Raw genomic sequence first — 22,169 nt, 5'->3', positions numbered from 1 at the left:
AAGGAATTTCCAAACCTTTCTAATAGTACGCAGAAACATAATCGTCCATTAGCTTTTTCCCATATCTGATGAGATTTAAGCCTTTTTTTGTGCATGTATGTTAGGAAACTATTAATTATTGTAAGGCTGATTTTTTTTGCGAATTATATGTAAAGACTGCTAAATAGTCAGGAGTGCGAAACATGATGAATAAGATTGCGGCTTTCAGAGATAAGTTGCTTTATATTTGGAGGATTCCCGGCTTGCCGGTTTTATTTCTGCTTAATATCATTTATGGATTGGGGATGTCTTTTTTTGCCCCGTTTTCTTCATTATTTGGGATTGATGAAGCAGGGATGAGCAATATTGGATTTGGGATATTTATGACCATAATGGCGGTCGGAGGTGTGGTGATCAGCAGTTATATAGCAAAGAAGTCTGATACAACGCTCAGCCGGCGGAGGATACTGATCTATTCGTCATTAGCCGGAGCGGCCGGTTATATCCTTTTTGCTTACTTGCGTAATTATTATGCGCTGTGTTTAACCGGATTTTTCGTGCTTGGCAGTGCGGCTGCGACCGTTCCGCAGCTATGGGCATATGCGAGAGACACTATGACTGCTGCTAAAGTTCCTGCTGAGGAGACTCCGCTCATCATGAATATTTTCCGGATGTTTTTTGCCCTATCATGGATAGGCGGTCCGGCGCTTGGAGCTTGGCTTGTAATGATGCTGGATTTCAAAGGGCTGTTCTATTTTGTGGCAGCGTGTTATTTACTAGGATCATTAACAGCTATCTTTCTATTAAAAGAAATAGCACGCCAGGAAGTTCCCAATAAAGAAAGCATAAAGGTAAAAAAATATGTCAGCAGGCTGCATATACTTGCAAATCTTGCTGCAGCCTTCCTGTTATACTCGGCATCTTCTATTCACATGCTGAATGTGCCTCAATTCGTTACAAAGACCCTTCACGGAACGGAAATGCAGGTAGGAATTATCTTTAGTGTAGCGCCAATTTTTGAAGTGCCTTTGATGATTATTGTAGGGATGATGGCAACCAAAATGGATAATTCCATATTAATAAAAGCCGGCTACTTCCTGGCCTTTGTTTACTTTTTGATATTTGGATTCGTTTCAGAACCTCAGCAGATTTATCCGCTTCAGATTTTAAGCGCAGCTCAAGTATCCATTACAGCAGGAATCGCCATCTCTTATTTCCAGGACTTCATCCCTGAGGCACCGGGTACAGCAACAACACTTTATATGAATGTCACACAAATTGGCTCGACGGCAGGATACCTGCTTTTCGGCTTTATTTCATCTCTGATCAGTTATGGACAGCTGATTACCATTTATACCTTTTTTGCCGGCATCGGCTTCTTATTCATCACAGTCTACGGTAAAGAAAGACAGACAAATTCAAAAAGAAATAAGCAGGCTTCTGAAAGTCCGCCTACTTCATTCAAATAAAGAAAGTTTTAAGGTATAATTGCAGAAATACGAACCGGCAAAGGATGATTGAATGATGAATAACATCAGTGTCAAAAGAACATCGCAAACTCAATTCATATGTGCGGCAGACACTGTCGACTTAAATGCTGAAAGACTTTTTTCTGTCCAGGAGGCCTGTACCGGAAAAATTGTTGAAGCAATAAACCGGCAATATGAAGGAACGAATATGGGGCTGCCTTTTGAAATAGAGATAGAGAACGTTATTGAATTAAGTAAAAGCACCATATTTTTATATCGGGTGAAGTTCCAGGAAATTATTTAAAGAAAAGGCTCTGTTAATGTATGTTGTTGATTTTCTTCTTCAACTACCGGGACAGGTTAGTGGAAGAAGGATTATTAAACTAATAAGCACATATAAGGGGCTAAAGTACAATAATTATTCACATATTGTATAATGTTCATAGTTGAAAATTTATAGCATTTGGAAGGAGTGATGAATTTTCATGGGAAATAATACGGATGAAAAATTGTATCGTCAAATTGTGGAATCGACCACGGAGGCAATTATTATTCAACAAGATGGAGAATTTAAGTATATAAACCCTGCAGGAGTAGACTTTTTACGGGCTGCTTCCAGTGAGGAAGTTATAGGTAAATCTGTATTCGATATCATACCCGAAGAGTATAGAGAGATGACAGTAAGTCACACAAAATCTATCTTGGATGAAAATAAACCAACTGGAATGATCGAAAAACAATTAAAACGGTTTGATGGTTCACTAGTTGATGTAGAAGCAAATTGTACTCCTGTTTTGTATGAGGATAAAAAAGCGATTCAATCTGTCGTCAGAGATATAACAAAGCGCAAAGAAATCGAAAGAAAACTCGAAAAAGTGTCCAAAGAAATTAACACACTATCAGCTCCAGTCGTCCCTATATTGGATGGGGTCGCTGTGTTACCCCTAGTAGGTTTTATCAATTCTGAAAGAGCGAATTATATTTTAAAACATGTGCCTTTAAAAGTACAGGAACAGAATGCCCATACTTTGATTAGCGATTTTTCAGGCATCTATGAACTTGATGCAATAGTAATCCAATGTTTGTTTGAAACTAGTGCCGTACTTGGTTTGCTTGGTGTTCGTTCTATTGTAACGGGAGTAAGACCCGAAATTGCCCAAAGTGTTGTTCAGCTCGGAGCCGATTTATCCCTAATACAGATATTTGGAACTTTACAGCAGGCAGTACATGAATTGGTGTTAAAGGATAGCTTCGTAAGTGTTTGAATAGGATATCAACTATACTCCGTGGTATATTGTTATCCTTCTTCACTCACTGCAGATTCGTTCTCTGGAGTAAGAGCCGTCAGAGACGCTTTTTTTTATCGTGCTTATGGGGCAGGTTAACTTAAGAAGCAATCAATTATTTCCATTCCAGAATCACCCCCCTTCAGATTTGATCGAAGGGGGGTGAATATTAATCTTTCTGTTTAATAACGAATAGTACACCTATGAGGATTAGGATAGAGCCTAACCAAAACATTACACCTATGGTCTCTCCTAGAATAAGCCACCCAAGCAATGTTCCAACCAAGGGTTGAAAGAAGAAAAATATTCCCCCGCTTGAGGCATTTAGCATTTGTAATCCACGGTTCCAAAGTAGAAATCCACCTGCTGTTGAGACAATCCCTAAATACAAAAGTCCTCCCCAGATTGTTGGGTGACTCAGTTGAGATATATTTATTGCTTGTAACCGTGGCAAAACAAAAGGAGTCAACACAATTAGGGATACCAAGATCGAATAGGTCGTTACCACAACTTGTGAATAGTCACTTGGCAGACGCTTAACAAGTACAGACATAAGTGCCCACGTTAAAGCAGCAGTCATCAGCCAGATGCCACCAAGTTTACTGGATACATCTATATGACCGACTCCAACGATAAGAAAAACCCCAATTGTTGCTAAACAAACGGAAAGTATCTTCTTTAAGGTCAACCGTTCTTTAAGTATTAAGCGAGCAAATATAACCATAAACGCTGGTGTAGACGAAGTTATAATGGCTCCCATTTGTGCAGATGATAGCATTGTTCCAGTTTCCTGAGTCACTATTGAAATGGCGTTGCCAATAATTCCAATGGCTATAATTAATGAGAAATATCGTTTCTCTATTCGCCAATTTTGCCGTGTTATGAAGCCGACAATGAGAAGTGTTACAATAGCGACCAAGTATCTTAACCACACAAGTTCCAGTGGAGGTATAACCGCTACTACAACTTTGACAACCACATACATTCCGCCCCAAATACTTGAAGCCAAAATCAAAAATAAAGAACCTAATAAGGTGTTTTTCATTTGTTTATTCCCTCCGTAGTCTAATTAGGTCAAAGCTGCCCCTAACGGAGAGATGTAGCCACTCTTACTCCATTAAGAGCAGAAGTGTGCTACTGGTACATCGTTTTCAAATAATGGAGTCCAATACAATTTGCTTCACCTCTAGTCCATTTAATCTTTAAATATATTATTTGTTTTATTTTAACAAAGAAATGTGAACAATTGTACTTCAACTACCGGGTGTTTAGTTGAAGAAGATGCCTGCAAGAAGAACTCATAAATGGGTTCTTTGTTTTTGATGAAATATCAACCTTAACGTTTAACAGATCCATTGCGAGAAACAGCACCCGTATCACTAAGTGCTGTTTCTCGCAATGGATCAGCGTTCTAAAATCTTTATATCAGTAAATGACTGATTAAATAGCTCACTGTTAATGAGGAGTGCGCCAAGAACGTCTCTTTCATCCTCAGCTTTCACAATCTCAGAAAGTATTATGCTGCTGCCATTCTTGACCGTAACTTTATATTCGTTCATTCAATCACCTCCTCGCGAAGTATGTTATGCTGATTGAAAAGAATGATAGCATAATACATATATTTTTGGGAAAGTTTTTGAGAAAGTCTTATCCGATTTCTGCTTCAGGCGCACAAACCCTTTGTAGTTTCATAACCTCTTTTATTTTTTTAAGTGGGCATCAATCCTTTTAAAAACAGCTAAAATATAAGAAAGAGAAAAAGGGGGAAAACCATGCATACATTAAAGGAAGTGCTTCTGCCTTATTTATATAACGATACTGTCATCAAGCTTGGCATTGCGGCAATTGTCGGTATCATTATCGGTTTGGAAAGGGAGTTAAAGCAAAAGCCGGCAGGCATCAAAACGACCATGGTTCTGACTGTGGGAAGCTGCCTGCTCACCATTGTGAGCATCCATTCCGCTGCTCTGTACAGCGAAGCCTATACCAAACCGATGGATCCGCTCAGGCTTGCTGCTCAGATTGTATCTGGAATCGGGTTCTTGGGAGGGGGCGTCATTCTTCAGCGCAGTAATGATGTGATATCAGGCATCACGACCGCAGCCATTGTCTGGGTGGCTGGGGGCATCGGAATATCGATCGGAGCCGGATTTTATGAAGAGGCAATTGTCGCCCTCATCTTCATTTTGATTGCCGTAGAAGTCATTCCTCCTGTCCTGAACAAAATCGGGCCACCCCGTTTAAAGGAAAAACGGGTGAGGGTAAAGCTTGCGGTTCAAAAAGAACAAAACTTAACAGATTTACTGAAAGAACTTAAAAGCAAGAACCTGAAAGTAAGGAAGGTAAAGGTCAAGGAGGAGAAAGACCATGTGGCGCTGAGCTGTGTTGTAGTTTCCACAAATGATGTCTACACGACTGACATTTATTATCACATGAAAAGCCTTAAGGGTGTTAATCAGGCAGAAATTGAGAGTTATTAGAGAAAAAGCTGGAATTTCAGGTTTTTTGCACTGTTTTTTTCTTGCACAGATCTTAAAACAGAACAATAATGGACGATATGTGCTACCATTAATTATACAAATGCTGATTTGTTGGGGATTCCATCATAAACAGGATTTATTCAAATTATATGGGGGAGATAAATTGAGAAAAAGACAATTTTTCATTCATAATGAGGAATTCATTGATATAGATGTAGAAAAGCTCCCAAACGGGAAATATATGAGTAAAGCAATTTCGTGGGATAACGAACGATCATACATGTACGTGAGCAAAGATTTACGGAAATCAATCAATGAAAGTGTGAATGCACTTCTGAAGGCAAGTGCAGAAGGAAAAGAATAAGCTTGAGAAACACCGTTCTAATTTGTGAACGGTGTTTTTTTTATATGGCTGTTTTCGTAAATCTTGCTGCTATGGATAAGCCCTCTTATTACATGGATGTAATGGCTAAAGCTAATAACCATAGACCAATTAAGCCCATCCCCAAGAACATAACGACAAATGCTAATATCTTGCCAAATAGACCAATATTCCTTTTAAACATAATGCAGGTGCCAATTATGACTCCGAAAAACCCTGCCGTAATCCAATAAGTATCTGCTAACACAAGGTTAAAATCTGCTAATCGCTCTGTAAGATAACTGTATAAAAAGGTAACTTGGTAGAAAAAAGATAAAACTAAAAGGACATACCATACTTTAATCTTGTTCATTTGCTCCCCCTGTTTCAATAATAAACTGTAATTATTTCCGATATATTACATTAATAGCAACATACTTTAAGAAAAGTGTCTATAAGGATTGTTGTTTTTTAATAGGTTCTGTCAAGCGGTTCTCTTTGATACCCGCTGACGTCTATGTAAAATAAGAATAGTCTCCGGAATGACAATTCATCAACACTTTTTCATTTTATTACGGCCATACAAAAGGCAGATGACTATCTCATTATAAAATTACCAAAATAAACCGATTGTGCTTAAATATGCTAGTGTCATATAATCAAAGGCGTATGATAAATCAGAAACGGGGTTAATTAATGAAGAAAATTTCACTGCTATTGCTGGCCTTTTTGATCGCGCTGTCTTTCTCGCCAAATCTATCATTTGCCGCTCAAGACCAGAACTTTGAGTCAGACCTGAATGCCTATTTAAAAGAATTGTCTGCTGTCCGGGGATTTGATGTGACAAAAGAAGATATCGAAATGTCTCTGTCACAATATGATGAAGAGCTTGCAGATTTTAAAAATATTGCCGAATTGAAGGATTATCAAGGGGAAGCTATTGCCGCTGATTACAGCAACCTTGATGGACTTTTGAGCGATTATGATTTAACGATGGATGAGCTGAAATCCCTTTTGAAGGATAACGGAGAAAGTCTTGATGATTATGTGTTTGTCAGCGACTTGGATGATGCTGTTTCTTTTTATGGAGATTCTGAAGATGGCCCTGTAATGGACGAGGCATTTTTCAAAGAAATCCTCTCTTCCATGAAGGATGAAATCGGCTTAACAGACGGAGAGCTTCAAAATATTAGCGAACATTTTGCTGCACTCGATGAGAAGTTATCTACGCCTGAAGCAACTGCGAAGTTTGAAGAACTTGGAACAAGGATGGAAGAGTTCGACCAATTTGAAACATTGGACCAGCTTTCTCCACAGCAGGTAAAAGAATTTCTTTCCATATATGATGAAATGTTTTCAATGCTTGAGCTGAAGGCAGATTTCCACCTTGTAAAGGGAGGAAAAGAAACTCCTTTAACTCTTTGGGATCTGTTAAATATGGACGAATTGACGAATGCCAATTTAAAGGTAAGTATTTATGACCTTTCCGGAAAGCTTTTGGCTGACCTGGTTATCACCGGTGATATGGTAGACTCAACTACAGTTAAGGATATCGGGAAAGATGTCTCTACAGCAGCCGTTAAAGTAAAAGAAGCTGTGAAGGCTGAGCCTAAGAAGGCAGAGTCTATGAAAACAGCTTCTAAGAAAGCGAAGAAGCTAAAATCGGCTGTCATGCATACCGAAAAAGGCGGAAAACTGCCTAAAACAGCTGGAAACTATGTATCTAACGTTATCCTTGGATTAGCCATGATTTTATCAGGCTTCATGCTTTACAGAACATACAGAAGGTCTGCTTGATGAAAAAGAAAGGACTCCTGATTGCTGCGCTGCTGCTGATTGTGTTAGGGATTGCTTTTACCTCAACAAATGCTTATACGTTTGCAAAAGGATATTTTCTATACAAGATGGACAGCAAGGCTGAACCTGCGAGTAAGCCGGCAGCAGTTCCTGAAGCTTCCGTTAAACAGAATGTTGCACCAGAGCTTTACCCTGTTCGGCCGAAGCAAGGGGAAGAGATGGGCACATTGTACATTCCTAAGCTGAAGGCGAGCCTGCCAATTTACCACGGAACTGATGAGGATGAATTGAAAAAGGGAGTCGGGCATTACGCGAAAAGTGTCCTTCCCGGCGAAAATGACAATTCAGTCCTCTCGGGCCACCGCGATACCGTTTTCCGCAGACTTGGCGAAGTGGGAGTAGGCGATTTATTAATTGTAAAAACGTCTGCCGGTAAGTTTACCTATAAGGTGCGGAAGGTGAGAATCGTAGATAAAAATGACCGGACCGTGATTGTACCAAAGCCCAGGGCGACACTGACAGTCAGCACCTGCTATCCTTTTTCATATATTGGATCTGCACCGCAGCGCTATATCCTGATTGCCTACCTGCTGCATAATTGATGCACCTCAAATTTTGAGGTGTATTTTTTTGTGCGGTTTAGAGGCGGGAAAGGGGATTCGCTCGAATCAAGGCTGATTTGGCTCGAATCACGTGTGATTTCGCTCTAATCGAAGAGGATTTGGCTCGAATCAAGGCTGATTCGAACTTATTATCCAAATAAATGGAAATTTACTATTGGGAAGGAGTCGTTTTTAAGAGGGTTGACCCTCTTAGAGAGTATTTTACAAGATAAGAGTATCTAATGTTTAGCCCGTTAACAAAAAAGGTCCAGATTCTTAAGGAGTTTAAGACCGAGGCGAGTCATTTTTGGTGAAACACAGTGATAGAGGAGGATTTTCTGAAGATAGAGTACTGGTTCAATAGTGTTTTACCAGAAGAGAGTATCAAATTGCTGCATAAATGATGCACCTCATTTGCACCTCATTTGAGGTGTTTTTTTTTGTGGTTTAAAGGCGGGAAAGGGGATTCGCTCGAATCAAGGCTGATTTGGCTCGAATCACGTGTGATTTCGCTCTAATCAGGAGGGGTTTGGCTCGAATCACGTGTGATTTCGCTCTAATCAGGAGGGATTTGGCTCGAATCAAGGCTGATTCGAACTTATTATCCAAATAAATGGAAATTCACTATTGAGAAAGGAGTCGTTTTTAAGAGGGTTGACCCTCTTAGAGAGTGTTTTACAAGATAAGAGTATCTAATGTTTAGCCCGTTAACAAAAAAGGCCCAGCTTCTTAAGGGATTTAAGAACGAAGTGAGTCATTTTTGGTGAAACACAGTGATAGAGGAGGATTTTCTGAAGATAGAGTACTGGTTCAATAGTGTTTTACCAGAAGAGAGTATCCAAATCTTTCACATGTTGAAAAATGCTCAATTTTGCGGGTTTCGGCATTTGGCTCGAATCATTCCGGATTTGGCTCTAATGGATTAGGGTTTCGCTCTAATCAGGGGACATTTCGCTTGAATGAAAGGCGATTTGGACTTATTATCCATATTTTTGGAAATGAAAGAACGGATTTTTACAGAAATGCCTGATTTTCAGGAGGAGTTTCATATATATACATAGAAATATTTGTGAATCTATTAAAAAGGAGTGGTGTTTTGGTCATAAAAGAGAGAGTTGTCCCCATTTATAATGAAAAACTGGAGGCTTTGCTCAGGAGACTGCCGCAGGGTCATGCTAAACGCCAGGATATTGCTGACGAATTGGCAAAAAGGCAGGCGGGATTTCGCGGAGAGCAGTCGCTCGATTATCACCTCAGTTTTTTGCCGAAAGATTACTGCATCCTTCATGATCTTAGGCTGTCAGATCAAGATCGGTTCTTTCAGATTGACACATTAATAATAACACCATCATTTATCTTGATCCTTGAAGTGAAGAACTTCTCGGGCACGCTGTTTTTTGATACAGCTTTTCACCAGCTGATCCGGACATTGAATGGAAAGGAGGAGGCTTTTCCAGACCCCGTTTTACAGGTGAAACGGCAGCAGCGCCAACTTAGTGCCTGGCTGGAATCTAAAAAATTTATTTCTATCCCTATTGAAGCGCTGGTCGTAGTGGCAAGTCCTTATACGATAATTAAAGGAAATCATGAACTGCAGCGAGTTGTGACGCACAGCGGAAATTTTGAAAACCTGATGAACAAGCTCGAAAAGAAACATACTGAAGACGTTTTATCTAAAAAGGAAATGAGGAAACTTTCCAATCTTCTCCTGAGAAATCATACACCGAGTGACATTAACATCCTTCAGCGGTTTTACCTTTCAAAAAAAGACCTCTTACCAGGTGTCTGGTGCCCATGCTGTGAAGCTCTGAGCATGATTAGAGCTTGGGGCGGCAGGTGGATATGCAATCAATGCCAGCAAACCTCTACGGATGCCCATATTCAGGCACTTCAGGATTATATCCTCCTCTTTGGGCCCGTCATAACTGGCCCTCGAATCCGAGAATTTCTCCGCCTGCCTTCAAAATCTGTCACCACTAAACTAATTAAATCATTAAACCTGCCGTCAACCGGAACAACGAAGGACCGTATATACCATCTAAATTAAAACTTTCCTCCCTGTGTTTCGGTTTCCTGTTGTATACTCAAGATGAAGAAATAAGTAAATATTTGATATATTTAGTCAATTGATTACTATTGGGGTGTAAAAAACTATGTCATTTTCTATTTGTACAACATGCGGTGTTCAATACCTTCAAAAACTGGGGGAAATCAAAAGCTGTCTGATTTGTAATGAAGAGAGACAATATGTAAATCCTGCGGGACAGTCTTGGACAACATTAGAAGCTATGCGTGAGGTATATTCAAACAGCATATTGCATGAAGAGAAACATTTATATAGTATTACAACAAAACCCGAATTTGCGATTGGTCAAACAGCCTATCTTATTCAAGATCAGGGTTTTAATGTGTTATGGGATTGTATTACATATTTAGATGAAAAGACGGTTGGAAAAATAAATGGTTTGGGTGGAATTCAAGCAATTGCCCTGTCTCATCCGCATTATTATTCTTCACAAGTTGAATGGGCCGAGACATTCAATGCACCTATTTACATCCATGAAGACGATAAGGAGTGGGTAGCACGTCCAAGTAACAAAATCATTTTTTGGTCGGGAGAGTCTTTTGAATTAACAAATGGCATTACTTTAAATCGTCTTGGAGGCCATTTTAAAGGAGGAACTGTTTTACACTGGGAAGGCGGAAACGATAATAAAGGTATTCTGCTAACAGGTGATATTATTCAAGTAGCTGCCGACCGCCAGTGGGTGAGTTTCATGTACAGTTATCCTAACCTGATTCCACTTCCAGCCAGTAAAGTAAGAGAGATGGCGGACAAAGTAAAAGGGCTGCCATTCAACCGTATTTATAATGCTTTTCACCGAGTCGTGTCAGAGCATGCGGACCTTGCTGTTCAGAAGTCAGCAGATCGTTATATAAAAGCACTGCAGGGAACACTTTTTAATACATAAAGTCCAATGCCAGTATACTAAAAAAAATGGCTGTTTTCGTAAACTTTGTTGTTAATAAAAAAAATAAAAGGTCTCTAGATATGACTGACACCTTTAAACGATATTACGAGGATTTAAGCTTGTTTTGCACGAAAACTTTTAGTTGCAATAACAGAACTCAGTGCGGAAAAACACAACAAAAAAAACGCAAGAAACCCATAAGCTATTCCTTCGAAGCCCCTTACCTCTATATATCCATAGAAAAACAATACAATAGACGTACAAGCTGTCAAAATACTTGGCAAAAGCCTTACAACTAACGATAAATTAAGTTTTTTAAACCACCAAGTTAGAAGTAATACTAAAAAACCTGGGACAACAGCTACCAAAAAAGGCATTCCAATCATCATTATAATTACCTCCAGCCATTATTAACTGCATAGTGTCATTTTAACATATATTGTAAATAGTGTTCTGGTAAAAAAAGCAACAATCTATACGAAAACGGCCAAAAAAATAGATAAGTTGGGGGCATGTTATACAAACATGCTCTTTTTTTTAGAAGTGAATCATTTTTTGACTTTGGCCCCAATATAACTGCACCTCGAATCTAAATATTAAATTCGCTTATCATGAATAACAAAGGACCGCAATACGATCTAACTTGATTCATCATCAATAGAAACCTCTGAATAAAACTCTTCCTCAACTTTCATCTCTGTTTCTTCCGGTGTCACCTGCTTGTCCGGCAAGTCATCCTTCGCCGCCTGCAGCTCAGCCATATCATCCTTCATTTGCTGTGTGAGCGCCTCTGGAAAAACTCCGGTTCCGTAAGTTGCCCCGATATTGAGGGCACCGCTTAATTCCTTGATGCCAAGCTGTGCAAAGTTATTGTTTTGCTCGTATTTATCGAGGTAAAACTTTTCAATATTGATTTCTTTGACAATCACCTGCTGTTTATCTTTTGTTGGGCCTTGCCCTTTATATTGCGAAAGTTCCGCGCTCATCTCATCAAGGCGGGAAAGGATATCTAGCTGTGTCCCGTGCAGCTGAATCATTTTCTCCTCCATGGCAAAAATCCGTTCATCCATTTCATTCAGATATTCATCATAATTTCTTGAGGCTTGTTCCATTTTTACCCGCTGCTCAATCGCATTCAGTTTGCTGGCCCATTCCCTGGGGGATTGTTCGAGGCGGTGAAGTCTTTTGTTAATATCCTGAAGTGAGCGGTCACCAGCGCCAGCCGTGCTGCCTGTTTCAGTCTTCTTCTCAGCATATTTCTTTCCAATTAGCAGGGGAGAGACCTTGTTTTCCAGCTTTAATAACCGGTCAACATGGACTTCAAGCGTATTGATTCTCCGTATCTGTGTTTCGAAGTCTGGTGTGTCTTCTCCGTTCTTTTTTTGGCTGAATAAGGGCATGTTATATCCTCGCTTTCTGATACGGAACTTACTCGATATTGACCCGCTCTTCCTCCATAAATTGTCTGTTATATGTTAAACGGAGAAGTCCGTTTTCGAATTTGGCAGTGATTAGATTCGATTCAGCCGGCTCCGGCAGGTCGATGATCCGCCGGAATCCATCCTGCGATCTTTCCTTTAAAAAGGCCTGGCCGGCAATCATTGAATTCATGCTTCCTCTCAGCAAAAGCCTTGCCCCGGAAACAGATACCTGAATATTCTCCTTCGTATACCCCGCAAGATCGGCAAGGATAATAACTTCCGTGTCTGTCACATAAATATCAACGGCTGGAAAATCACTGCGCGGCATGGGTGCTGCACCATTGTCAGGCGAGGGACCCTGCGGTGAACTCATGTCCATATTTTCCTTCATAAATTGGTTAAAGGAGGTCTGTTCAAAAACACCATTCCAAAAATCCGTCGTCTGGTATTTCTGGGCGAGCTCCATCCATTGCATCAGCTTATTAAAGTCCATGCTGCCACCTCCTTGCCTAGCCACTCTAAGGGCTTATAGGCTTCAAGCCCTTTTAATGCGTGATAAAAATCAAATCCCTGAATATAAATTGAAAAAAGGGGGGACTACCATGACAGGTGCTTCTATTAATATTAATATTTTTTTATTGAAAATTAATTCCTTTGAAAATGCTTCAGCGGTCAATATCGGACAAAATTTATTGGCAGACTGGAACAATTCAGATAAAAAAACACAAGGCTTTGGCCAAAACTTTGGAGACGACAGCGGATTTATCGGCACAAGAAGCGCAGTCGACGACAGAGACCTCATCGACAGCCCATCATCTTTTCAAAAAATCCCGCTACCTTGAATTAATTACATAGAAATCGGGACTAACCTGGCTGCAAAGAGATTAGTTCAAACAAAAACACTCCCTAAAACAGGGAGTGTTAAACCTGATAATATCCTAAAGCATCATAAAATACATTCAATAAAGTGGTTGGTGTATCCTTCATATATTTCCTTTTCTAGTTGATCTGCAGTAACATTTGGGATTTTTGAGTGAGCTACCAGCATTTTAGGAACTGATGGGAGTTCTTCTTTCGCTAACCATGAAGTATTTCCACAGCTGAGTTCGTATAATTGCTTTAGCACTGTGGGCATAGCTAGAAGCCATAGCGAAAAATTTTATATTTACATAAAATGGTAACCTGTGTAAAATAGAAATAATAAACAAATGCGATGAAGAGAAGAGTAAATAAAATCAATTCTTTCCAGAGAGCTCCGTTTGGTGAAAAGGAGTAAGTATGATTTATTGAATCAAGCCTCTGAGTATTATATCGGAACCTTTTAGGGGATGATGTGACGGGAGCTCCCGTTATAGAGCTAAGGTATAGGATTATTTTACCTAATAAGATTAATATGGCGACATATTAATAAACTGGGGTGGCACCACGATTAAAAAATCTCGTCCCCAAGACTTTAGTTAGCATAGAGTCTTGGGGACGAGATTTTTTTGTTGGGAAAATTAATAAATAACATTAAGTATCAATCATTCTTTTGAAGTCTTTATTTGTGCTGGGATAGGAGGATAAAGTGATGAGCTTAAAGAAAAAACTAGCTTCTTGGAAATATCCATCAATTTTATTATTAGGAATTGGAGTCTCAAATATCGGTGAATGGATATATTTCATATCTCTTAATTTAATGGTTTTGGATATGAATGGCTCACCACTTGCAGTCACAGGTCTTTATATTATAAAACCCTTGGCTACTCTATGTACTAACTTTTGGACAGGGAGTATGATTGATCGTTTAAACAAACGAAAATTAATGGTTTTTCTTGATGTATTCAGAGCTATATTTATAGCATTATTACCGTTCTTTTCGTCTATTGCTTTAATATACTTAATTGTATTTATCATAAATATGGCGAGTTCGGTGTTTGGTCCAACATCAATGACTTATATTACAAAATTAATTCCGAAAGAACAAAGAAAACAATTTAATTCCCTGCATAGTTTAGTGACATCAGGTGCATTTTTATTAGGTCCAGCAGTTGCAGGATTATTGTTTTTAATTGGTACACCAATAGTTGCAATTTATATAAATGCGGTTTCTTTATTTATATCAGGAATAATTACTTTAGTAATGCCTGATATAGAGAAACAAACAATTGTTACATCAACGAATGACAGAATATCATTCGAATTAGTAAAAAAGGATTGGTATATTGTTGCAGAATATAGCCGCCGCTACAGTTATATAATGTTGATTTACTTTTTATTTAGTTGTGTGATGGTTATTATGGCGAGTGCTGTTGATTCACTCGAAGCTGCTTTTGCCAAAGAGGTACTTTTTTTATCAGACAGTGAATATGGTTTTTTGGTCACGGTAGCAGGAGTTGGTATTGCTGTCGGAGCATTAATTAACTCCATCATTGTGAAAAAAATTCATACATCGGTATTAATTGGTCTAGGTTCGGTATTAGTCTCAACTGGTTACATTATATACGCATTTTCAAGTTCGTTTATTATTGCAGCAGTTGGTTTCTTTATTCTTGCCTTTTTTATCGCTTATGCCAATACTGGGTTTCTTACCTTCTATCAGAATAATATACCAGTTGATGTGATGGGACGGATTGGCAGTTTATATAGTCTAGTTCAAGCAATTTTAGTGATAACGGCAACTAGCATTATGGGAATGATGGCTCAGATTACTTCCATTCAGAATGTAGTGATTATAGGTGTTTTAGTTATGATGATATTATCCATCACTTTATGCATATTCAGTTTATTACCTTCAAAAAGTCAATTATACCATTCAGAATCTGTTGGAACTAAGGGTCTCTAATCCAGATGATAAAGAATAATGCATTGCTATCTTATTGAATTCACTCAATTAAATACAGTTTTTCTCACGAATACTCGCTTATTCGTAGGATTTCATAACCCTTGATATGTATTTAGCGATTAAATGAAATGAGTTCATGTCATTTTGGATTCGTGAAGGCATAAGGAGTTACATTTTACTCTACATTTTACCAAGTGATATACATGCTCCACGCCACTGCGCAATAAATAATTTCGTTTATGAAAGAAAGTACTTTACGAGAGATTTTATTTAGTGGCGGCAGTTTTCAACAATCAGATAATTAAATTGATTAAAAGAAGTGAAATTCTTTATGATCGATAATCATAACTTTAAAATTTGGATTGCCTTTCTAGTTTAAATTGCATTGACAAGAATCAAATTGAGTTATACAGTAAGTAGTAAGTGATAAGTAGTAAGTAGTAAGTAGTAAGTGTTAAATAATAATTTCAGGAGTGTTTTTATGAAGGATATACAGATTTCTCAAAGCTTTTTGTTGTTATCATTAAATGACAAAGGAGGGGTTTCTCCTCTCGGAAGCTTACGCATTCGCGCTTTTTTGATTGCAAGTGGAATTTTGGAACTTGCTTTAGAAGAGGTTATTTTAATTGAAGATGATCAGGTAATGGTAAAACAAGAATTACCAAGTAATAAAAAGTTTTTAAGTCCAATTTATAATGAAGTTCTTGCTGAAAGGTCACTTAACTTTAAAAAATTAGCAAGGAAATTAGTTACTAACCGTAGTCTTTTCAAAGATATGTTTAATTCAATTGGCGATTATTTAGTGGATATGGATATTGTCACTAAAAATAGTGGAGGCATTTTAGGTCATTCTAACCGCTATGCAGGTGGAGAAGAAACTAAGAAACAAATTGTTGAACAAATCCGTGCAGAGTTATTAGAAGTAGGAACAGTTACAAAAGATACAATTGCTTTGGCGAGTTTGTTACTGGGAAGCCATATCTTAAAGTATTATTTTAGTGAGTTTGAGGAAAAAGATCTTAATGAGAAACTATCTGAACTTCACGATGAAAAATTAAACAAAGAGATCTTTGCTCTAGTAGATAGAATATCACACACAATTACTACGATTATCGCGTCTGTCGGTTGATTTGGAGGGATTTTAGTGTCCAGAAGGCGGTCATTAGATGATATTCTGCAATCCGACTATTTATCTATAGGAGAACTAGCTCGAATTACAGATTCAAGATACAGCACCTTAAAACATTACACTGAGGCAGGCTTAATTCCATTTGAACAAAAAGAAGAAAATTTAACCCGACGGTACCCTAGAGAAGCTTCAGTTAAAAGAATTGAGACAATTAACAAGTTAAAAAAAACTGGGCTGTCAATTAAAGAGATTAGAGAATGGTTGGTCAATAATGAGGAATGAAATTAAAACTGCTTGATAAACTCTTTAGTATTATTCAACTCTCGAGCGCCTGTTGAGTAAAAAGATTTATTGCGTAATACAATACAGCTCAGTCATTTTAGGTTGGCTTAGTGAAGAAATATACTTACGTGTGCGTTCGTTGAACAAAGATTTGGCTGCTACGGCAGCCTTTTTTATTACTCCAACAGTCTTTATTTCGAATAAGAGAAGGACTGTATGAACTATTAATAGAATATAAGTAGCAAAATTACTCTGTGATATTAGGAGGAAAGGTTTCTTGAGAAGCATTCTTTTGTACACTTGTTTAGTTGTTTTAATAGCAAGTCTAATGTCTTGTCAAAAAAAAGAAGGCGAAATGCTTTTTGGGGAAATCTATACCGCTAACTATATAACAAAAATTGAAATTAAAGAAAAAAACGGTAAACGTAAAGAAAATAACCAGGCTTGAAGATATTAACAAATGGATAGACAGAGCAGGAAAAATAAAGTTTATCCGTGACCAGAATCAAGAAGAAAGAGAGCTGCTTTTAACATACGAAGGTTGCTTAGTCAAAGCTTACCGAAACGAAAAAGAAGTTGGTGACTTTATACTGTTAAAATTAAATGATGTGTACTACAAGGGAAATGTAAAATTTGATAAACAAGTAGAATCCCTATGTGAATAACCTTTCACTTTGCAGCAAACAGGTCAGTTAGTTTTAAGAAGGAATGGCCCTTAGAAAGCTGTCGCTAACTTGGCAGTATAGCTGAATAATATGGTAAAATTAACCATAAAATATATCCTATGGGGGGGGGAATATGGAATATGTTAGTTTTTTTGAATATAGGCATGTTTATGAAAAGGCTGAGAAAGCTTTCTTAGTACACAAAAATAAAATTAGAGAGCTTTTGCCAGAATCTGATGTTCAGCACGTCGGTAGTACAGCTGTACCTAATAGCCTTACAAAAGGTGATATAGATATACAGGTACGAGTTTCTCCAGAGCAATTCCTAAAGGCAGTTCAGACACTTTCAGCAGTTTATGAGCTTAATGAAGGCAGTGTAAAAACCGACTGGTTCAGGGCTTTTAAAGATGGTTCAACCGTTCCTCCTTTAGGAGTTCAATTAACTGTCATAGATTCTGAATATGATTTCTTTTGGAAATTTCGAGATGTATTATTACTAAATGATACTTACAGGCTGGAATATGATGAGTTAAAAAGAGAGTTTGAAGGGAAAGAAATGGATGAGTATAGGGAAGCTAAAAATGAGTTTTTCCAAAAATTAATGAACACTTCTGAATTTAATAAACTGTGACATAAGATTGTGAACAATTATACTTAAGCTAACGCGGCGAAAGAAGAAGAACAATTAATCGCTCCTAAGCATGAGGCCATATCAGGTTATTCCATTAAGAGGGAGCATTTGCTGGGTAAAGACTTTGCGTCAAACGGGCCAGATTTCCGGATAAAATAGTGTTTCTAAATCGGTGCTTTCGATATTATCTGATTAAGAATGGGGTATTGAAAATGAAATTTAAAGTTTACGATAATGCTCATGATTTTGAGAGAAAGATAGAGCCGATTTTATTGGAAAAGGAAGATATATTCAGTCTGTTTTTTGGTGTGCTACAAGCGATTAAAGCTGGTAATTATGAGAATCCATTTATGGCGGCAATTGAAGAGGACGGAAAAATATTAGCCCTTTTTCAAATGACTCCCCCGCATCCGTTAAATCTAATTTTTGTCGATGAAATCCGTTTAGAAGAAATAATAGAGTTCTTCATAAAAAATATGCTCGAACATGACATTGACTTTCGTTCGATTATCAGTTTGAAACCGTGGGCATATAAAGTCGCGAAGAAGTGGGAAATTAAAACCGATATGACTCATCGACTACTTATGGATCAGGGATTGTATCGATTAAATGAGGTAAATGAAACGCTTGAACATAGTCCTGGTAATTGGCGCTATGCAGAAGAAAATGATTCTTCACTTATCGAAAAGTGGTTCAACTTATTCGAAATTGATACCGGAATGCCGATTTCACCAATCGAACACGTGAAAAAACGTGTCGCAATGTTTTTAAAGGAACGTGAGGTTTTTCTTTGGGAGGATAAAGGAAAGATTGTATCTATGATGAAGAAGTCACGTCCGACAAAGAACGGTGTAACCGTTACTTTGGTATTTACGCCAAAGGAAAAGCGCAAAAATGGATATGCTAGGGCGCTTGTTGCGGCGGTTTCAAGAGAACTGCTCAAAGATTTCGATTTTTGCGTACTATACACAGATTTGATGAATCCTACATCAAATAAGATTTATAGGGAAATTGGCTATGAAAGGATTGCAGATTCTGTTCATTTAGGTTTTGATAAAGGCGAATAATTTTGTTTCAATAACTATTCAAATTTATAGCGGATATCAGGTGCAATTCCAGAATGAGAATTGCGCTCTTTCTAATGTATGGGGCCAGATAGTTGAAGAAGGATTAATGAATTTATATATAGAATAGAAATGTAGGTCTAAATATAAATCATTTAAATTTGATGGTACAAGGAGAGTTTAATGGGAATTAATTTTAATGAATTTTTCAGAGATGAGTTAACGATTAATGACATACAAAAAGCTATGGAAAATGGAGAAGTATCCTCAAAAGAGTTGGTAATGTATTACCTGTCTAGAATAGCAAAGTATGACCAAGACGGCCCGAAAATAAATTCTATTCTTGAAATAAACCCTGACGCAATATTCATTGCTGAAGCATTAGATTATGAAAGAGTAACAAAAGGTGTTAGAGGACCTTTACATGGTATTCCTGTTTTTATTAAAGACAATATTGAAACAAATGATTCAATGCATACAAGTGCAGGAACAATTGCACTTGAGAATAATATTAGTGGTAAAGACGCATTTCTTGTTAAAAAACTCCGTAAAGCAGGCGCAGTTATCTTAGGTAAGACGAATATGACAGAATTAGCTAATGGGATGTCTTCTGAAATGCAGGCTGGCTACAGTTCAAGAGGGGGACAAGTATTAAATCCATATGGGGATGTTGGTCTTTTTGTTGGTGGTTCAAGCTCAGGATCAGCAGTGGCGGTTGCTGCAAATTTTACCGTATTATCAGTAGGTACTGAGACAGATGCTTCTATTCTTAGTCCAGCTATTACAAACTCTGTGATTGGTATTAAACCTACTGTTGGTTTAGTTAGCCGCAGTGGGATTATTCCCTTTACATATTCTCAAGATACAGCAGGACCATTCGCAAGAACTGTTACAGACGCAGCAATTTTATTAGGAACTTTAGCTGGAGTTGATAAGCTTGATCCTGCTACACATAAAAATAAAGGAAGGTTGCAACAGGATTATACAGTTTATTTAGATTCTATGGGTCTTAAGGATGCGAAAATTGGAGTATTCAACAAAGCTTCTAATGATTATTATGAATCTGAAGAGTACGATGAGGAATTGTTTAAAAATGTCATTCAAACACTAAAAAATGAAGGCGCACAGGTCTTTGAAAATATAGAAATCCCCTCTTTTCATAGAGAATGGAGCTGGGGAGTGTCATTATATGAATTGAAACATAGCTTAGAAAATTATCTTTCAAAATTACCATCGAATACACCTGTACATTCTATTGCTGAATTAATTCAGTTTAACAAAAACATCGAAGCAAAAGCATTAAAGTACGGTCAAAATAAGTTGGAGCTAAGAGAAAGTTTCCCTAACACATTAAGAAATCCTGAATATTTGAATGCAAAATTAGAAGATTTGTATTTTTCCCAGGAACAAGGCATTGATTTTGCCTTAAAGACGTATGGTCTTGATGTGATTCTATTCCCTTCGTATATAGGTTCGACAATATGTGCGAAAGCTGGTTATCCTTCCATAGCTATACCTGCTGGATATATGAAAAATGGAATACCTTTTGGTTTCACTTTGGCAAGTACTGCTTTTAATGAAGGTGTTTTAATAAAAGTCGCTTATGCCTTTGAGCAGGCTACAAAGCATCGTAGAAGCCCAAACATAACATATTGATATACTTAAACTCTCTTTTTTTAAATCACTTTTAATCAAAACAAAAGGGTGCTTATCTACAAGAAAAATGATTCATTCTAAGGCATGTGATCTTCAACAAATGTGCGTGATTCTCGAATAAGATGCGCTTTTTTGAAAGAGAGCATCTTATTTAAGTAACATTCTAATAAACGAGGGATTTATGGTCATTCAAGAGGTAATTAAAGAATTAAATAATCAAGAAATAGCCCATTCAAGTGCCGTTGAGTATGAACAATTAAATGAGGCACTGTAAGTGAATTGTTTCTCCTGAGTACCAATTAACCCCAAGAATAGACAAAAGCAACTCCGCCCCACAAAAAAAGCTGCAGGATCAATTCCCGCAGCTTACACTGTTCTTTTCCTAGTGATCATCAAATAAACAACCATTGCGAGCAGAACCGAGATGGCGGCTGTGATATAGATGCTGCTGTAACCGAAAATGTGGCTGATTTGGCCAAAGGCCATCGCGCCGACTCCGACTCCGAGGTCGAAGAAGGAGAAGAAAGTGGCGTTGGCCATTCCTTTTCTGTTGCGCTCGGCGTTCTCGATGCTCCAGGCTTGGAGAGCGGGCTGGACCGAGCCGAATCCAAAGCCGTACAAAAAGGCGGCAATCAAAAGAATGGTTGTGTTAGGCAGCCAGGCGAGAAGGACCATGGCGATGACAATCAGTGCTGTGGCCGGAATGAACACGGCTCGGTGGCCTCTCGCGTCATACAATCTTCCTGCAAAGGTCCTTGTCAAAAGCAGGGCAATGGCATACACAAGGAAGTACCACTGAATCCCGGAGATGCCTTTCTCCGCTGTGTACAGTGGTAGAAAGGCTGCAATGCCGCCGAAGGTAACAGTGATGAAAAAAAGAAGGAGGGACGGCTTTAGCGCGCTTTTTTCATAAAAGTCCCACTTTACGGTTACGGTATCAACCGAGGCCTTTTCCACCTTTTTGTAGCGAATTTGAGAAGAAAGCAGCATGGCCATGAGACCGAGCCCAGCGCAGATAAAGAACAGTTCCTTAAAAGGCAATGTTCCTGATAGGGCGAGGCCAAGCGACGGGCCGAAAGCTAAAGCCAGGTTTCCGGATAAGCCGAAATATCCCATTCCTTCTCCGCGCCGTGTTACCGGAATCAGGTCAGTTGCGATCGTACCGGAGGCGGTAGTGGAGTAGCCCCAGCCCACTCCCTGGACAATCCGCATGGCAAACAGCATGAACATGCTGACCAGGAATCCAAAGGATCCGACAGAAACAACAAAAATCGCCAATCCAAGTATGTATACAAAACGTCTTCCTTTTGATTCCAGCGCATGTCCGGCAAAGGGACGGGTCAGCAGGGCAGAGAATGTGAAGATGCCGACAACAAAACCAATCAGCTGATCATTGCCGCCCAGATGCTCGACAAACAAGGGAATGGTCGGCAGTGTCATCTGAAAGCCGAGAAAAATAAAAAAATTGGCCAGGCAAATCAGGATAAAATCTCGTGTCCAAATTCTTTCCTTACGCTGTAAAGCTTCTTTTACTAATGGTTCACTCATGCT

At 38.4% G+C, this 22,169-nt stretch carries 25 protein-coding genes and 1 other annotated feature; of the genes, 18 read left to right on the top strand and 7 right to left on the bottom strand.

From position 1 onward, the window contains the following. Window positions 1–182: 182 nt before the first annotated feature. The 3 genes from BM126_RS10955 (at window position 183) to BM126_RS10945 (ending at window position 2,713) form a co-directional block, all read left to right on the top strand. On the top strand, window positions 183–1,448 hold the full coding sequence (locus BM126_RS10955) for a sugar efflux transporter (protein ID WP_090989553.1): 1,266 nt from the start codon (window positions 183–185) through the stop codon (window positions 1,446–1,448). A gap of 55 nt (window positions 1,449–1,503) precedes the next feature. After that, complete coding sequence (locus tag BM126_RS10950) at window positions 1,504–1,752, top strand: hypothetical protein (RefSeq protein WP_090989552.1); 249 nt, start codon at window positions 1,504–1,506, stop codon at window positions 1,750–1,752. A gap of 181 nt (window positions 1,753–1,933) precedes the next feature. Continuing rightward, window positions 1,934–2,713 carry a PAS domain S-box protein gene (locus BM126_RS10945; protein WP_090989551.1) on the top strand — a complete coding sequence of 260 codons (780 nt, stop codon included), beginning with the start codon at window positions 1,934–1,936 and terminating at the stop codon, window positions 2,711–2,713. Between the two features lie 190 nt (window positions 2,714–2,903). Here the strand turns inward: BM126_RS10945 and BM126_RS10940 are convergent, their stop codons facing one another. Both BM126_RS10940 and BM126_RS22370 read right to left on the bottom strand, forming a co-directional pair. Further along, a complete protein-coding gene (locus BM126_RS10940) occupies window positions 2,904–3,779 on the bottom strand; it encodes a DMT family transporter (protein ID WP_090989550.1) in 876 nt (291 codons plus the stop codon). 358 nt (window positions 3,780–4,137) lie between these two features. Continuing rightward, on the bottom strand, window positions 4,138–4,293 hold the full coding sequence (locus tag BM126_RS22370) for a hypothetical protein (RefSeq protein ID WP_170846174.1): 156 nt from the start codon (window positions 4,291–4,293) through the stop codon (window positions 4,138–4,140). 213 nt (window positions 4,294–4,506) lie between these two features. On the opposite strand from BM126_RS22370, the gene BM126_RS10935 reads away from it, so the two are divergent. Further along, window positions 4,507–5,214 (top strand): MgtC/SapB family protein, encoded by a 708-nt coding sequence (locus BM126_RS10935; protein WP_090989549.1) that lies wholly within the window; start codon window positions 4,507–4,509, stop codon window positions 5,212–5,214. Window positions 5,215–5,377: 163 nt separating this feature from the next. Further along, window positions 5,378–5,578 (top strand): hypothetical protein, encoded by a 201-nt coding sequence (locus tag BM126_RS21935; protein ID WP_071352455.1) that lies wholly within the window; start codon window positions 5,378–5,380, stop codon window positions 5,576–5,578. A gap of 88 nt (window positions 5,579–5,666) precedes the next feature. Here the strand turns inward: BM126_RS21935 and BM126_RS10925 are convergent, their stop codons facing one another. Continuing rightward, window positions 5,667–5,948 carry a hypothetical protein gene (locus BM126_RS10925; RefSeq protein ID WP_090989547.1) on the bottom strand — a complete coding sequence of 94 codons (282 nt, stop codon included), beginning with the start codon at window positions 5,946–5,948 and terminating at the stop codon, window positions 5,667–5,669. A 323-nt stretch (window positions 5,949–6,271) separates the two neighbouring features. Between BM126_RS10925 and BM126_RS10920 the strand changes: the two genes are divergently transcribed. The 4 genes from BM126_RS10920 to BM126_RS10905 all read left to right on the top strand — a co-directional run bounded on the left by BM126_RS10920 (window position 6,272) and on the right by BM126_RS10905 (window position 10,946). Continuing rightward, complete coding sequence (locus BM126_RS10920) at window positions 6,272–7,372, top strand: processed acidic surface protein (RefSeq protein WP_090989546.1); 1,101 nt, start codon at window positions 6,272–6,274, stop codon at window positions 7,370–7,372. Further along, window positions 7,372–7,974, top strand: coding sequence for a class D sortase (locus BM126_RS10915; protein ID WP_177201401.1), 603 nt, complete (start codon window positions 7,372–7,374; stop codon window positions 7,972–7,974). Before BM126_RS10920 ends, BM126_RS10915 begins: the two co-directional genes overlap by 1 nt. Window positions 7,975–9,043: 1,069 nt before the next feature. Further along, on the top strand, window positions 9,044–10,021 hold the full coding sequence (locus BM126_RS10910) for a nuclease-related domain-containing protein (protein ID WP_177201400.1): 978 nt from the start codon (window positions 9,044–9,046) through the stop codon (window positions 10,019–10,021). 106 nt (window positions 10,022–10,127) lie between these two features. Beyond that, complete coding sequence (locus BM126_RS10905) at window positions 10,128–10,946, top strand: MBL fold metallo-hydrolase (protein ID WP_090989544.1); 819 nt, start codon at window positions 10,128–10,130, stop codon at window positions 10,944–10,946. Between the two features lie 113 nt (window positions 10,947–11,059). On the opposite strand, the gene BM126_RS10900 is transcribed toward BM126_RS10905, so the two are convergent. The 3 genes from BM126_RS10900 to BM126_RS10890 form a co-directional block, all read right to left on the bottom strand. Further along, window positions 11,060–11,335 (bottom strand): YesK family protein, encoded by a 276-nt coding sequence (locus BM126_RS10900; RefSeq protein ID WP_090989543.1) that lies wholly within the window; start codon window positions 11,333–11,335, stop codon window positions 11,060–11,062. A 249-nt stretch (window positions 11,336–11,584) separates the two neighbouring features. Beyond that, on the bottom strand, window positions 11,585–12,346 hold the full coding sequence (locus tag BM126_RS10895) for a hypothetical protein (protein ID WP_090989542.1): 762 nt from the start codon (window positions 12,344–12,346) through the stop codon (window positions 11,585–11,587). A gap of 28 nt (window positions 12,347–12,374) precedes the next feature. After that, window positions 12,375–12,860, bottom strand: a complete 486-nt coding sequence (locus BM126_RS10890) for an Hsp20/alpha crystallin family protein (RefSeq protein ID WP_090989541.1) — start codon at window positions 12,858–12,860, stop codon at window positions 12,375–12,377. 109 nt (window positions 12,861–12,969) lie between these two features. Between BM126_RS10890 and BM126_RS10885 the strand changes: the two genes are divergently transcribed. The 9 genes from BM126_RS10885 to BM126_RS10845 all read left to right on the top strand — a co-directional run bounded on the left by BM126_RS10885 (window position 12,970) and on the right by BM126_RS10845 (window position 20,618). Beyond that, entirely contained in the window at window positions 12,970–13,209 is a 240-nt protein-coding gene (locus BM126_RS10885; RefSeq protein ID WP_071352448.1) for a hypothetical protein, read from the top strand. A gap of 362 nt (window positions 13,210–13,571) precedes the next feature. Beyond that, window positions 13,572–13,817, top strand: a binding site (T-box leader). A 120-nt stretch (window positions 13,818–13,937) separates the two neighbouring features. Continuing rightward, window positions 13,938–15,191, top strand: coding sequence for an MFS transporter (locus BM126_RS10880; RefSeq protein WP_090989540.1), 1,254 nt, complete (start codon window positions 13,938–13,940; stop codon window positions 15,189–15,191). Window positions 15,192–15,672: 481 nt separating this feature from the next. After that, the gene (locus tag BM126_RS10875; protein WP_090989539.1) at window positions 15,673–16,320 is read left to right on the top strand and encodes a GOLPH3/VPS74 family protein; all 648 of its coding nucleotides are present in this window, start codon (window positions 15,673–15,675) and stop codon (window positions 16,318–16,320) included. A gap of 15 nt (window positions 16,321–16,335) precedes the next feature. Next, complete coding sequence (locus BM126_RS10870) at window positions 16,336–16,602, top strand: helix-turn-helix domain-containing protein (RefSeq protein ID WP_090989538.1); 267 nt, start codon at window positions 16,336–16,338, stop codon at window positions 16,600–16,602. A gap of 277 nt (window positions 16,603–16,879) precedes the next feature. Continuing rightward, window positions 16,880–17,050 carry a hypothetical protein gene (locus tag BM126_RS22365; protein WP_177201399.1) on the top strand — a complete coding sequence of 57 codons (171 nt, stop codon included), beginning with the start codon at window positions 16,880–16,882 and terminating at the stop codon, window positions 17,048–17,050. Then, a complete protein-coding gene (locus BM126_RS10860) occupies window positions 17,001–17,267 on the top strand; it encodes a hypothetical protein (protein ID WP_090989536.1) in 267 nt (88 codons plus the stop codon). Before BM126_RS22365 ends, BM126_RS10860 begins: the two co-directional genes overlap by 50 nt. A gap of 133 nt (window positions 17,268–17,400) precedes the next feature. After that, window positions 17,401–17,898 (top strand): GrpB family protein, encoded by a 498-nt coding sequence (locus BM126_RS10855; RefSeq protein WP_090989535.1) that lies wholly within the window; start codon window positions 17,401–17,403, stop codon window positions 17,896–17,898. Window positions 17,899–18,110: 212 nt separating this feature from the next. Next, a complete protein-coding gene (locus BM126_RS10850; RefSeq protein ID WP_090989534.1) occupies window positions 18,111–18,965 on the top strand; it encodes a GNAT family N-acetyltransferase in 855 nt (284 codons plus the stop codon). 180 nt (window positions 18,966–19,145) lie between these two features. Further along, window positions 19,146–20,618: an amidase family protein gene (locus BM126_RS10845; RefSeq protein WP_090989533.1), complete on the top strand. Its 1,473-nt coding sequence runs from the start codon at window positions 19,146–19,148 to the stop codon at window positions 20,616–20,618. Between the two features lie 366 nt (window positions 20,619–20,984). Here the strand turns inward: BM126_RS10845 and BM126_RS10840 are convergent, their stop codons facing one another. Continuing rightward, window positions 20,985–22,166, bottom strand: coding sequence for an MFS transporter (locus BM126_RS10840; RefSeq protein WP_090989532.1), 1,182 nt, complete (start codon window positions 22,164–22,166; stop codon window positions 20,985–20,987). Window positions 22,167–22,169: the final 3 nt, after the last annotated feature.

Source organism: Bacillus sp. OV322, assembly GCF_900112495.1.
In the GTDB taxonomy this organism is placed as follows: Bacteria; Bacillota; Bacilli; order Bacillales; family DSM-1321; genus Peribacillus.
This window is presented reverse-complemented; position numbering and strand designations above follow the sequence as displayed.